This window comes from Leuconostoc holzapfelii, from assembly GCF_012396485.1.
GTDB lineage: Bacteria > Bacillota > Bacilli > Lactobacillales > Lactobacillaceae > Leuconostoc > Leuconostoc holzapfelii.
On record NZ_JAAXPO010000004.1, the window covers coordinates 163,601 to 175,349 of the forward strand.

General features: G+C 43.7%; 14 protein-coding genes. 7 read left to right on the forward strand and 7 right to left on the reverse strand.

Annotated elements, in window-relative coordinates:
- The first annotated feature begins 54 nt into the window (after nucleotides 1–54).
- The 3 genes from HF966_RS04760 to HF966_RS04770 all read left to right on the forward strand — a co-directional run bounded on the left by HF966_RS04760 (nucleotide 55) and on the right by HF966_RS04770 (nucleotide 2,374).
- Nucleotides 55–495, forward strand: coding sequence for a MarR family winged helix-turn-helix transcriptional regulator (locus tag HF966_RS04760; RefSeq protein WP_168676698.1), 441 nt, complete (start codon nucleotides 55–57; stop codon nucleotides 493–495).
- Nucleotides 492–1,376, forward strand: a complete 885-nt coding sequence (locus tag HF966_RS04765) for a metal ABC transporter solute-binding protein, Zn/Mn family (protein ID WP_168676700.1) — start codon at nucleotides 492–494, stop codon at nucleotides 1,374–1,376. Before HF966_RS04760 ends, HF966_RS04765 begins: the two co-directional genes overlap by 4 nt.
- 137 nt (nucleotides 1,377–1,513) lie before the next feature.
- Nucleotides 1,514–2,374: an aldo/keto reductase gene (locus HF966_RS04770; protein ID WP_168676796.1), complete on the forward strand. Its 861-nt coding sequence runs from the start codon at nucleotides 1,514–1,516 to the stop codon at nucleotides 2,372–2,374.
- A 79-nt stretch (nucleotides 2,375–2,453) separates the two neighbouring features.
- Here the strand turns inward: HF966_RS04770 and HF966_RS04775 are convergent, their stop codons facing one another.
- Genes HF966_RS04775 through HF966_RS04795 form a run of 5 tightly spaced genes read right to left on the reverse strand, consistent with a single transcriptional unit; the run spans nucleotide 2,454 to nucleotide 6,262 of the window.
- A complete protein-coding gene (locus tag HF966_RS04775) occupies nucleotides 2,454–3,218 on the reverse strand; it encodes an ABC transporter permease (RefSeq protein WP_168676702.1) in 765 nt (254 codons plus the stop codon).
- A 3-nt stretch (nucleotides 3,219–3,221) separates the two neighbouring features.
- Nucleotides 3,222–4,127 (reverse strand): ABC transporter ATP-binding protein, encoded by a 906-nt coding sequence (locus HF966_RS04780; RefSeq protein ID WP_168676703.1) that lies wholly within the window; start codon nucleotides 4,125–4,127, stop codon nucleotides 3,222–3,224.
- Between the two features lie 26 nt (nucleotides 4,128–4,153).
- Nucleotides 4,154–4,975 carry a hypothetical protein gene (locus HF966_RS04785; protein WP_168676705.1) on the reverse strand — a complete coding sequence of 274 codons (822 nt, stop codon included), beginning with the start codon at nucleotides 4,973–4,975 and terminating at the stop codon, nucleotides 4,154–4,156.
- On the reverse strand, nucleotides 4,972–5,877 hold the full coding sequence (locus HF966_RS04790) for an ATP-binding cassette domain-containing protein (protein ID WP_168676707.1): 906 nt from the start codon (nucleotides 5,875–5,877) through the stop codon (nucleotides 4,972–4,974). Before HF966_RS04790 ends, HF966_RS04785 begins: the two co-directional genes overlap by 4 nt.
- Nucleotides 5,861–6,262 carry a GntR family transcriptional regulator gene (locus HF966_RS04795; RefSeq protein ID WP_168676709.1) on the reverse strand — a complete coding sequence of 134 codons (402 nt, stop codon included), beginning with the start codon at nucleotides 6,260–6,262 and terminating at the stop codon, nucleotides 5,861–5,863. Before HF966_RS04795 ends, HF966_RS04790 begins: the two co-directional genes overlap by 17 nt.
- Before the next feature lie 261 nt (nucleotides 6,263–6,523).
- Here HF966_RS04795 and HF966_RS04800 point away from each other — a divergent pair, with 261 nt between their 5' ends.
- Nucleotides 6,524–7,084, forward strand: coding sequence for an ECF transporter S component (locus tag HF966_RS04800; protein ID WP_168676711.1), 561 nt, complete (start codon nucleotides 6,524–6,526; stop codon nucleotides 7,082–7,084).
- A 257-nt stretch (nucleotides 7,085–7,341) separates the two neighbouring features.
- Here the strand turns inward: HF966_RS04800 and HF966_RS04805 are convergent, their stop codons facing one another.
- On the reverse strand, nucleotides 7,342–8,403 hold the full coding sequence (locus HF966_RS04805; protein WP_168676713.1) for a BMP family lipoprotein: 1,062 nt from the start codon (nucleotides 8,401–8,403) through the stop codon (nucleotides 7,342–7,344).
- A 323-nt stretch (nucleotides 8,404–8,726) separates the two neighbouring features.
- On the opposite strand from HF966_RS04805, the gene HF966_RS04810 reads away from it, so the two are divergent.
- The 3 genes from HF966_RS04810 to HF966_RS04820 all read left to right on the forward strand — a co-directional run bounded on the left by HF966_RS04810 (nucleotide 8,727) and on the right by HF966_RS04820 (nucleotide 10,839).
- Complete coding sequence (locus HF966_RS04810) at nucleotides 8,727–9,242, forward strand: DoxX family membrane protein (RefSeq protein ID WP_168676715.1); 516 nt, start codon at nucleotides 8,727–8,729, stop codon at nucleotides 9,240–9,242.
- Between the two features lie 48 nt (nucleotides 9,243–9,290).
- Nucleotides 9,291–9,830 (forward strand): YagU family protein, encoded by a 540-nt coding sequence (locus HF966_RS04815; protein WP_168676717.1) that lies wholly within the window; start codon nucleotides 9,291–9,293, stop codon nucleotides 9,828–9,830.
- A gap of 103 nt (nucleotides 9,831–9,933) precedes the next feature.
- Nucleotides 9,934–10,839, forward strand: coding sequence for an alpha/beta hydrolase (locus HF966_RS04820; RefSeq protein ID WP_168676719.1), 906 nt, complete (start codon nucleotides 9,934–9,936; stop codon nucleotides 10,837–10,839).
- Here the strand turns inward: HF966_RS04820 and HF966_RS04825 are convergent.
- On the reverse strand, nucleotides 10,836–11,657 hold the full coding sequence (locus tag HF966_RS04825; RefSeq protein ID WP_168676721.1) for an HAD family hydrolase: 822 nt from the start codon (nucleotides 11,655–11,657) through the stop codon (nucleotides 10,836–10,838). The genes HF966_RS04820 and HF966_RS04825 overlap by 4 nt on opposite strands.
- Nucleotides 11,658–11,749: the final 92 nt, after the last annotated feature.

An 11,749-nucleotide genomic window follows, 5' to 3' on the forward strand; every position in this document is an offset into this window, starting at 1 on the left:
GATTACTTGATATAGTTTACTGGTTAATTAACTAGTAAACTATCGAGGTGGCATATGTCAGAATCCAATACTATCATCAATGAACTCAACACTTTCGTCCAAACTTACGCGGCACGTTCAGAATTTATCCGAACAACCACCGCGCAAAAAATCAACGCAACACAAGCCCATTTGCTGATGCTCTTACAGGAAGAAAACGCGACCAATGCAACGTTGGCCGATCGAATGAATTTATCTAAGCCTGCGATTACCAAAGCCGTGAAAAACCTTGTCGCACACGGCTATGTGCTTTCTTCGCCAGATGCAAGCGACAAACGTAGCGTGAACTATGCACTGACGCCAGCTGGTATCAAATTGGCACGTCAGCATGAACAGTCTCACCAAGCACTTCATCAGGCAATTGATGCGACTATTGCAACGTTCACAGACGAACAGCAGGTCACAATTATTCACTTTCTAAAACAAATTAATCAATTAGAGGATACACCATCATGAAAAAACTTATTGCCTTAATGGCGATTATTATCATTGCTGTGGTTGGTTTTGCTGCCTTCAAAGGCAACGATACCACCAAGAAACACACGGACAAAATTAGCATTATAACCTCAACTGACTTTTATGCCGAACTCGCGCAAACGGTGGTTGGTAGCCACGGGACAGCCAGTGCAATTATTAAAAGTGCCAATATTTCACCCGAAGACTATGAACCGACAACGACTGTAGCCAAGAAAGTCAATGGCACAGATATTGTGATTGCCAATGGCTTGGGCTACGATGCTTGGCTCACAAAATTGGCTAAGTCGTCCCACAATTCACAGCTCGTTGAAGTCGGTGAAAACGTCTTACACGATAAGATGGGACAAAATCCACATCTGTGGAATGACCCCGAAACAATGATCAAAACAGCCAATTACTTAGCAGACTTGTTGGCCAAAAAAGATCCCGCTCATCAAGCCGATTACAAGGCCAATGCTAAAAAATATATCGCTAGCCTCCAACCCATTACCACTTTAGTCGCCCAACTTAAGGCAAAGGCGAATCACCAAGTGGTCGCACAAACCGAGCCAGTATTTGAATATATGTTGACGGCAATGGGTTATCAAGTCATGGATCAAGACTTTTCTGAGGCCATCGAAGAAGGAAATGATCCTTCCCCAGCTGTGCTATCAGCCTTAAAGGACGCGATCACGTCACATAAAATTGCCTTCATTGTTAATAATAAGCAGACCACCAGTTCAACAGTCACAAATATCATTAACTTAGCTAAAGACAATCATGTGCCCGTCATCAACGTCACAGAAACCATTCCAAATGGTGAACATTACGTCAGCTGGAAACTTGCAGAACTCAAGCAAATTCAAGCCATCGATCAATAACATCACAACCGTGATGCGAACAACTGTTCAAAAAGTGTTATACTACCTGTGAATACAAATCTTTTGCAAAAAGTAACGCCCCACCAACCAAAAAACTGGTCGTGCGTTACTGCTCGTTAAACATGGAGGTAACGATGATGGTACTAACAGACACTTACACTTTAGCCAATGGTGTTCAAATACCCGTGATTGGCTTTGGCACTTGGCAATCAGCAGATGGTGATGTGGCTTACGACGCAGTTAAATGGGCACTTGCAGCTGGCTATCGTCACATTGATACCGCAGCAATTTATGGCAACGAGGCCTCTGTGGGACGTGCGATTAAAGATGCTGGTATTGCGCGTGATGAGCTATTCATCACAACTAAACTTTGGAACGATGCGCATAGTTATGAAGCAGCCCAAGCCGCCTTAGCAAAATCTTTAACAACGCTTGGTTTAGATTACGTGGATTTGTACCTCATCCATTGGCCGAATCCCGCAGCTCTGCGACAGGAAGCGCCAGAAGCATGGGAACAAGCGAACGCTGCAACATGGCGTGCCATGGAAGACGCTTATGCGGCTGGTCAAGTGAGAGCCATTGGTGTGTCTAATTTCCAAATACATCATTTGGAAGCCTTGGCTAAAACACAAAAAGTGGCCCCAATGGTGAACCAAAATTTTCTTAATCCATCGGATGCCCAAGCTGATCTTGTGGCCTATGATAAGGCACATCACATTCTAGATGAAGCTTATTCGCCATTAGGTACCGGTAAGCTCATCGACTTGCCCCAAGTGGCCGATTTAGCCGCGAAGTATCACAAGTCAGTTCCACAAATTTTGATTCGTTGGTCTTTGGACAAAGGCTTTGTGCCGCTACCAAAATCAACCCACGAAGCCTACATTCAAGCTAATCTTGATGTCTTTGATTTCAGCTTGACGCCCGAAGAAGTTGCGACATTAGATACCTTACAGGGGATCAACGGGACACATTTGAACGCCGATACCGCCGATTTCTAATCCCATTTGTTTCACGTGAAACAAGCCAATAAAAAGGCAACCGACCAATACGTCGGTTGCCTTTTTCTATTAATCTGCCTTAAACTGACCGTTTTTTAAAGATAAGATACGCTGCACCGTACATCATCAGCAAATACACCACATAAGCGCTAAGCACCGTATTTTGTGAAAAATGCACGACAGCTTTATACGCGCTGCCGGGCATACCAAGCATGGCCAATCCCAAGTAAATGTTAAATGGGTTCCATTTCAAAATTGGCGCAGCATGGATGAGCATCGCAGAAATACTACTCAAAATGGGTGTCCCCACAATCATAACAACCCCAAGACCAATGGCTGCCCCAGAACTTTTCACCAGATTTGTAATGAGCAAAACTAAGCCTGCAATGAAGAACATTTGCAATAAGGTTGCTATAAATGTCAGTCCCATCACTTGCCAGCCCGTCCCAATTGCGTTAAATGATTGATTTAAATCAAAATGTGAGACAAACAGCAACTTACCCAACATGGTCCCCAGAAAAGCTGCCACAAACAAGGCCAAGTAAACACTCAAATTCAATAATAATTTACTGGCAAAAATCATACCCCGGCTAAAACGCCGTGATAGCAGTGGTCGAATCGTCCCAAAACCAAATTCTTGTGAAATGCTTAAAGCCGTCACAATAATTCCGGCAAGAAAGACGTAGAGGGTGCCTTGCCCAAAAGCCACCACACTCTCCCCTGAACGTTGGGTTTTAAACACGGCCATGATGGCCAACGGGAAAATGAAACTCAAGGCTAGCCAAATGTATAACCGGCTCTGTTTGACCGCTTTATAATATTCTTGTTTCATCAATGTTAACATCACTTATTCCCCCTTATCATCATTGGCTAACATATCCAGTAACGACTTCTCCAAGTTGCCCGTCACAGTCTGGATCGCTGTAATGATTAGCCCTGCATCATTGAAAGCAGTGATCACTTGCTGTAGATTATCTGCACCATCAATTTCAACGTGTCCATCCGTTAGGGTTGCAGCCCACGCGCGTGACTTGGCTAAATCAAGCGCAGCACGGTTATCTGATGTATCAAATAACCAGCGCGTCTTATCATGACTGAAAAACGCCGTCATCGTGGCCGTCTCAATGATTTTACCGTGATTAATAATCACCACATCATCGACCAACTTCTGTAATTCATCTAACAGGTGACTTGAAATCAAAAATGCCACCCCATCATCCGCCAATTCTCGAATTAAAGCCCGTAAATCATGAACTGATTGCGGATCTAAACCATTCATCGGCTCATCTAAAATGACTAATTTAGGATTACGAATCAACGCAATGGCAATGCCTAAGCGCTGTTTCATCCCCAAAGAGAATTGCTTTGCTTTCCGCTTGCCGAAGTTGTCACCATCAATTTGTGTTTTTTTCATCAGCGTTTGAAAGTCTGCCGGTGTTTTGGTATCCATCGCATACAACTTCAAATGTTCCAACGCCGTTAAATTCGGATAAATGGCCGGATACTCAATTAAATTACCAATCTTATCCAGGGCCTGATGGTTGCTAAACGTAATGGGTTGCCCATCAAATGTAATTTGCCCTGAACTGTAACTCATCAGCCCGGTAATGGCACGCATTGTTGTGGACTTCCCTGCGCCGTTTGGCCCGATCAGCCCCACAATGTGCCCTGCTGCGACTTCAAAACTGACGTGATCCATCGCTTTTTTTCGGCCATATTGTTTACTCACATCTTTAACTTCTAATAATGCCATCTTTTCCCCCTATCCAATCACTACAACTACTTATCCCAGGTCAATTTTATCTTTGGCCTGAAGACAAAGAAAAACGTCAATCCCGACAAAATGATCGGGACAATCATCGTGCTCACAACAACTTTAATATCTACCTGACCCACATGATTGGCCAGCGAGGTTAAATTCGTTGCCACAAAAACAAAAATGACCACCGGCCAGCGCAGGTAACGCACCCGTACTGCCTCATCAGTTGTTTCTGCACTAATTTTCTTTGACAATGAATAACCAATACTCAACAAAACCATACTCGTCAACAATGTGACAACCATATCCGGCAACAAGTCATTGTGCCAAAGTGACGCAATCGTTTCCAGCGGCTGCACAAGGACTGCTAACGTGAAAAACAAACCGGCAACTTTCATCCAATTTGGCCCAATAATGGTGTAAATCACTGCTGTTAAACTCGCGATAAAAAAGTAACCCAAGGCAAGATTAGCACTCGTAAGCATCAGATTTCTTAAGTCTGCTGGTTGAATGGCGAGTAATATCAAGGTATTTACGGCAAAACCTGTCACAATGGGGACCACGACCATTAAGAGGACACGGATGATAAACAACTGGCCACGTGATATTTTTTGAGTGTAAAGCCAAATATCCAATCGCCGTGACTGATCCATGAGAAGTGATATAAAGCCCACAAGCAACCACCCACCAATGAGTAATAGCCCGCTATTGACAATATATGACACCTTATTTTGCCAAAGAGACGTTCCGACTTCAAGACCCATGAGTACGACACCCAAGATAAACGCCAAAATGAGTTGATCCTTTTTTATCAGCGCATAAAGTTTCATGGCTTGCTTCATTTTGTTCCCTCCAATTCTTGCTGCCAAACATGGGCTTCTTCAGCAAAGCTGGCGCGAAAAACATCCTCGCTACCAATGGGGAGCTCTTCGATGAATTTGAAGTCTTGACCAGCCAATTTAATGCCGAGTGCTTCCGTAAAATCATTGAAAACAATTGTCACAACATGCCCTGTTTGGGCGATAATCGTCCCACTATCGCGCAAAAATGTCGGTAATACTTCACCAGAATAGGCTAATTGATATTTCCGAATATTTTTATTTTCTTCAATCGCAAATGTGCGATCAATCGTGTGATTTTTCAAAAGCAACACGCGATCAACTAACGTATCCAAATCAACTAAATTGTGCGATGCGATTAATACGGTTGTTTGATGTGATGTCACTTGATTCACAATTAACTGTTTGACTTGATCGCGAATCAAAACGTCTAACCCATCGAGCGGCTCATCTAAGAACACATACTGCGCACGACTCGCAAAACTCACAATAATCATAAATAATGCGCGCATGCCTTTGGAGTAAGTCCGAATCCGCTTACTATTATTTAAACCAAAACGCTTGATTTCTGCGTCATACCACTGTTCATCAAAATTTGGATACGCCAGTTTTAAGATGGCTTTGATTTTTCTTGGCGAATAATAACGCAACCAGTTTTCCGGCATGTCAACATAAAACAATTGCTCATGTAACCGAATCGTTTTGATGTAATCTAGGCCATCTAAGCCAATACGGCCAAAGTCCGGCAATAATTCACCGGCAATCGTATCAAATAGCGTCGTCTTACCTGACCCATTCCGACCGACTAGCCCCACAATTTCACCTGTATTGAGTTCAAAACTGACATTTTTTAAGACGTCTTGCTGTTGAATCTTTTTAGAAATATTTTCAATGACTAAGGTCATGTCCGTGTCTCTCCTCCCCACGATCTTCGCCGTAACTGGCATCCAGCCATTGATGAAGCTGCGCGCGTGAAATAGCCGCCCGCTTCGCATCAATCACCGCTTCGGCTAATTGCTGGCGAATGCTTGCCAATAGCCGTTCATCCGTCACAAACCCATCATTCCCCCGAATAAAGGTCCCTTTGCCTGCCACAGTTGCGATCACTTGTTGCTGCTCTAATGCTTTGTAAGCCTTTGCCACAGTATTTGGATTTAATCCCTCAATTAAAGCCATTTCTCTGACTGATGGTAATTTATCACCAATGTTTAGCACGCCAGATGCAACTTGTGATTTAATTCGCCACATGAGCTGCTCGTACAATGGTTGACTTCTCTGAATTTGTACCATTCACGTACTCCCTTTAATTTATTTGGCCGTATACCATAACGCGACGTGACATTCGTGTTTCATTTCCCCTGATACAAGCTTATCGCTGTACCACGTGTACTATTATACGTAGTACAGATATGGAAGTCAAATGCATTTTTTGCAACAACATTGACTAATCTTACGAAATATCACCCCATATCGCTACAATGTTCGCCTTTATATGTGATAAACTATGAGTTACGAGTTTAATATTCACGTTATTGCTATTGGGGGCAAATTATGAAGAGAGATTTCATCACACAAACTATTGTTTTAGTCGCTTTCTTTGCGGCGGTTACCTATGTCGCCACGAGTATTCAGGTCCCGATGCCGGCTTTAATTGGTAAACCATTTGTTCACCTTGGTAACGCCGCTGCCTTATTATCAGTCTTACTATTAGGCTATCAGCGTGGGGCATTGGCTGGTGGGATGGGGCTGGCCTTATTTGACCTAACGCATAATTATGTCCTCGATGCCCCATATTACTTCTTTGAAGTTTTTGTCGTGGGCGGTATAGCGATGTTGACTTTTCAGGCTTTAAATTACCGTTTAAAGCCAACGACGACAAAATTAGTATTAATTGTTTTAAGCGCAATTGCTACCAAATTGGTCACGACAACTGGGCACAACTTTGTGATGGCCTTGATCAAAGGCATGACCTTCCAACCCGCCGTGATTGCCACTTTATCCGCACTTTTCCCAACACTGATTAATTGCATCACAACGATGCTCGTTGTTTTAGTGGTTTACCCAATTTTGGGGCAACAATTACGTACAAAGCTCTCACCAGCAAAATCATAAAAAAAGCAGCCAAGCGACGTGTCCGTCGTTTGGCTGCTTTGATATAAACGTCCCGCATGGTTGTGATATGCGAATTAAACTATATTTGAGAGTGAGAAGAGAAGATTGGGAGAGAGAGAATAAAAGTCGCAACTACCAATACGGGGCGTTATGAATTAATAAGTTTAAGTTGTGCTTATCAATAACTTGATTATAACGACCACAGATTAAATACAGTTTAAACAGACAAAAAAACAGTGCCTGAGCACTGTTTGTCATTATTTAACTTCGCTTAACTTTGTTGGGACTGTAATTTTCCCATCTAAAATTTGTTGCTTTGCCGCTTGTGTTGCAGCCCAAGCATCCGCAGGCATAGAATCACGGGCAATATCAACACCCTTTTCCTTCAAGCCATACGTCACTGTTTGGCCACCAGGGAACTTGTCCTTTTGACCTTGTTCAGCGACCAATTCGATGGCGTTATCGACCCGCTTGATCGCTGATGCTAATGTGAAGTTCGCCTTCTGACCATCCTTTGTCGTATAGTCCCCATCTTGCTTTTGGTCCATGTCAACGCCAACAACCCAAACCTTCTTGTCTGCCGTTGTGTTTTCATTTTCCGCCTTCGCTTCAGAAAAGACCCCATTACCTGTTGCGCCCGCAGCTTGGAAGATGACATCGACACCGCTTGCATACATCGCTGCAGCAATGGTCTTACCCTTTGCTGCATCCGTAAAGGTATTGGCATATTGTGACACAAACGTTGCTTTTGGATTTGTTGCCAAAACTCCAGCCTTAAAGCCAGCTTCGAATTGTTCAATCACTTCACCCTTTACACCACCAACAAAACCGATTTTGCCAGTCTTTGAGGCCTTAGCTGCTGCGACACCAGCCAAATAAGAAGATTGCTCTGAGTGGAACATAATTGATACGGCATTTTTGTAAGGTACGGTCGCTTCGACCATGGCAAAATGCGTCTTGGGATTCGCTTTAGCCACTTGGTTCATGGCTGGGCCACCCATAAACGAAATCCCAACGACTAACTGATAATGCGCTTTAACCGCTTGTTGCAAGTTAGACTTAATTTCCGAATTATCGTTTGACACGAAATATGAATACCCATTTTCACCTTGTTTCAAGCCATTTTTTTGGCCGAAACGCTTAATCCCAGCCCAGGCTGATTGGTTGAATGACTTATCATCGACACCACCGGTACTTGTCACCAAAGCGACTGAATAAGCCGACTTCTTCTGTGCCCCAGAATTCATTGCGACCGAAGTCCCAATACCAATAACTGCCACAGCGGCGACAAGGCCACCAATCAATGTTGAACGCTTCATTTAATTTTCCTCCGACTATATATCTCTCTGTATATATAGAAATTATTCGTGTTTTGCTTAAACACACTGTCAACTATCATACCAGCAAATGTTTACCAAAGCAACTCTGGATTTGTTTTTTTAACAATTACCGAGACAAATCATGGGTTTGACACAATTGGCATCATTTCTTTATCACATCTTGACATTGACTTAAAACCGCGCCACATCAACATGATAAATGTGATACCTAATTGTTTGACTTTTCACAATAAACTGTTTATACTTACTATTTGTAATAAACATCACGAATTTTTCGTGGCACAAAAAAGGAGATTACGGTTATGATTACATGGTTACGTCATTCAAAGGTTGCAATGTGGCTTTTGACAGTGTTACGCGTTTATTTAGGATTTCAATGGGCTTCAGATGGCTTTGCCAAACTGACCGGCCCAAAGCCTTTTGATGCTTCAGGCTTGATTATGTGGGCTATCAAGCACCCCGTGACCGATCCAACAGGGGCGAAAGCTTTTCCTTGGTATGATTGGTTTTTGAATACTTTCACCAATCATGGGCATGCCACGGCAGCCTTTTCCTTCCTCGTATCTTGGGGTGAATTGCTCGTTGGTTTGGGCTTAATTTTTGGTACTTTAACCCTTGCCGCAAGCTTCTTTGCTCTCGTGATGAACTTCTCATATCTGGGTGCTGGTGTTGTTTCAGTGAATCCAACTTACATTATAATCGGCGGTATCTTGTTGATTTCTGGCTTCAATTCCGGTAAGATTGGCTTGGATCGATGGGTTACCCCATTCCTCCGCTCAAAGTTCCCTTTCTTAAATAATGATATTCAAGTTGATTAACACCGTGACACGACAAACAGCATAGGTTAAGCTAAGAGGAGTCGATGTATGCTAACACTTCAAAAACCACAAGCAAGTTTGGCTGAAATTATTGGTAAAAGCATCTGGTTTGGGTTGATCGCCGGCATGATTTCCGGGATGGTCAAAATTGGCTGGGAAGCCATTTTACCACCGCGAACAATCGCCCGTAATATGACCAACCCGCCACAGCACATGGCTGAACAACTTGGCTTTTCAGACAAGTTAGTTCACGCCTTCGTCTACTACTCTCAAGACCAGAAAGTCTTCTGGTTCACGTTAATCCTGCACTTCTCATTTGCAATTACATTTGCAGTGCTCTATGTTTTTGTTTCACAGTATTGGCCAGCCATTGGCCTTTGGCAAGGTGCTGCTTATGGTATCTTTCTCTGGCTGGCTTGGCATGTTGTTTTGATGCCTGCCTTTGGTACCGTCCCAGCCCCTTGGCATCAGCCATTTGATGAACATTTTTCAGAATTTTTCGGCCATATTGTCTGGGCTTGGTCAATTGCCGGCACGGTTTACTATCTGATTGCAAAAGACCAACACGGCCATTTGACCAATATTTAACCTTAAGACCCTGTTGGGTCTTTTTTATTTTGTAAACGCCAGCTTGTCTCCCCCCGAATCGTTTTTTATCATAGAAACAAACCCATTGAATTCGAGGCATTATATGTTATTTAAAGCACAACCGTATCACTTCATCCCAGCTACCGTGCCGCATGCTGCGCAGCTGATTCACCGCGACATCAGCTACGGTGGCGACCCCCGGCAACAATTAGATCTTTATTTGCCAAGTGGCCCTCAAGTACATCCTGTTATCCTTGATTTATACGGTGGTGGGTTACTCCGTGGCCAAAAATCATCTGCTAAATTGAACCCTAGCCTGCGCTTTTTAGACGCCGGTTTTGCCGTGATTAGTATGAATTATCGCCTCAACACGAGCGAAACTAACCAATTCCCCAATCAACTCGCAGATATCAGTGCTGCTCTGCATTTTTTAGTCCGGCAAGCAGCGACCTATCACTTGGATCTTTCCCGACTCACGCTCATCGGTGAATCCAGTGGGGCCCAATTAGCCGTGCTTGCCGCAGCAAGCTTTTCAGCTGGCGTAGCCTTGGGTACATTAACAACAACAGAAGTGGCTACGCTACCACGCATACAATCTGTTATTGCCCTTTACGGTCCTTATCAGGTCAGTGCCATGACGCAACAGTTCCAACAATTACACATCACACCAAAATTCCCAGAAACTGGCACAAGTTTAGCTTTTGAAGGGATCATGCTCAACCAGCAAGCACCCGACCGTGTCCCTGATTTGGTTAGACAAGCCAACCCCGCAACCTATTTCACCACACTGATGCCGCCGTTATATCTCATTGCGGGCAAAAAAGACCCCGTTGTTCCTTACTTGCAAAGCGTGACACTCGCTGATTGCTATCAGTCCGCCACGCAACGTGTTGCTAAGACACTCTGGCTACCAGATGGCGTGCATGGCCCCGCAGATTACGATACGACACCTATTTTCCAACAAAAACTCGCATTTATTACAGCATCACAAAAAAACGCAGGGCATTAATGCCCTGCGTTTTGATTTAGTAATGCTAGGATTGTTTGACTCACGCCGTCATGATTATTGTCTGCTATCACGGGTAAAAAGTCTCCCACTAAACTCGCGTTGGGCATCACATACGGATAGCCCACATGCATAAGCATTTCAATATCATTGCCCCCATCACCAAATGCCGCAACTTGGGCCATCTCAATCCCAAGGTGATCTGCTAATACTTGTAACCCAACTGCCTTATTGACCCCCGACGGGACAATATCAATCGCCCCCGTACCCGTCTCTGTCACATGTACTGCATTGCCTAAGGCTTGTTTTGCAGCCGTGTAAAAGCGCATTTCATCGAAATTTTCCCAATTCATCGTCACCTTGAAAATCGGTGTCTTAATTTCGCTGATATCATCAAATAAAATCATTTTTTGAAAATATTTCATATGACGATCAGCCACAAATGGCGCAAACGCACGTGGGACATAGGCGGTGTCATCTGTCGAGTACACAACACCTTGATCAGGCTGTGGCGAAAATGCTGCGACTAATGTGGCGATTTTTTGTAATGTGGCCACGGGTATCGTTCGCTCATATAGCACTTGTCCGCTACCTGATACGACGCGTGCGCCATTATTGGTGACAAAGGCCAAATTATCTGTCAAAAAATCCGCCAATAGCCGATTAATCCGGGATTGATGGACGCCGGTTGCGATCGCAAAGGCAATGTTTTGCGCTTTTAAACGTGTCAAAACCGTCCGAAATAACGTCTTATCAAATGTCTTATCATCTGACAAGAACGTGCCATCTAAATCTGTTGCAATCAGCTGAATATTTGCCATAAGTTCAATATACCGCTTCTATTGGTTATTTTATGCCCTAAAAGAGATCACGTCTGTGCTTAGTTTACCACATTAACGTGGCTGAAAATATA

Bases quoted from the DNA above. Each gene is read 5' to 3' on its own strand.
- HF966_RS04785 (WP_168676705.1), bottom strand. From the start codon at position 4,975: ATGAAGCAAGCCATGAAACTTTATGCGCTGATAAAAAAGGATCAACTC.
- HF966_RS04815 (WP_168676717.1), top strand. From the start codon at position 9,291: ATGCTAACACTTCAAAAACCACAAGCAAGTTTGGCTGAAATTATTGGT.
- HF966_RS04820 (WP_168676719.1), top strand. From the start codon at position 9,934: ATGTTATTTAAAGCACAACCGTATCACTTCATCCCAGCTACCGTGCCG.
- HF966_RS04810 (WP_168676715.1), top strand. From the start codon at position 8,727: ATGATTACATGGTTACGTCATTCAAAGGTTGCAATGTGGCTTTTGACA.
- HF966_RS04825 (WP_168676721.1), bottom strand. From the start codon at position 11,657: ATGGCAAATATTCAGCTGATTGCAACAGATTTAGATGGCACGTTCTTG.
- HF966_RS04760 (WP_168676698.1), top strand. From the start codon at position 55: ATGTCAGAATCCAATACTATCATCAATGAACTCAACACTTTCGTCCAA.
- HF966_RS04790 (WP_168676707.1), bottom strand. From the start codon at position 5,877: ATGACCTTAGTCATTGAAAATATTTCTAAAAAGATTCAACAGCAAGAC.
- HF966_RS04765 (WP_168676700.1), top strand. From the start codon at position 492: ATGAAAAAACTTATTGCCTTAATGGCGATTATTATCATTGCTGTGGTT.
- HF966_RS04795 (WP_168676709.1), bottom strand. From the start codon at position 6,262: ATGGTACAAATTCAGAGAAGTCAACCATTGTACGAGCAGCTCATGTGG.
- HF966_RS04805 (WP_168676713.1), bottom strand. From the start codon at position 8,403: ATGAAGCGTTCAACATTGATTGGTGGCCTTGTCGCCGCTGTGGCAGTT.
- HF966_RS04770 (WP_168676796.1), top strand. From the start codon at position 1,514: ATGGTACTAACAGACACTTACACTTTAGCCAATGGTGTTCAAATACCC.
- HF966_RS04780 (WP_168676703.1), bottom strand. From the start codon at position 4,127: ATGGCATTATTAGAAGTTAAAGATGTGAGTAAACAATATGGCCGAAAA.
- HF966_RS04775 (WP_168676702.1), bottom strand. From the start codon at position 3,218: ATGTTAACATTGATGAAACAAGAATATTATAAAGCGGTCAAACAGAGC.
- HF966_RS04800 (WP_168676711.1), top strand. From the start codon at position 6,524: ATGAAGAGAGATTTCATCACACAAACTATTGTTTTAGTCGCTTTCTTT.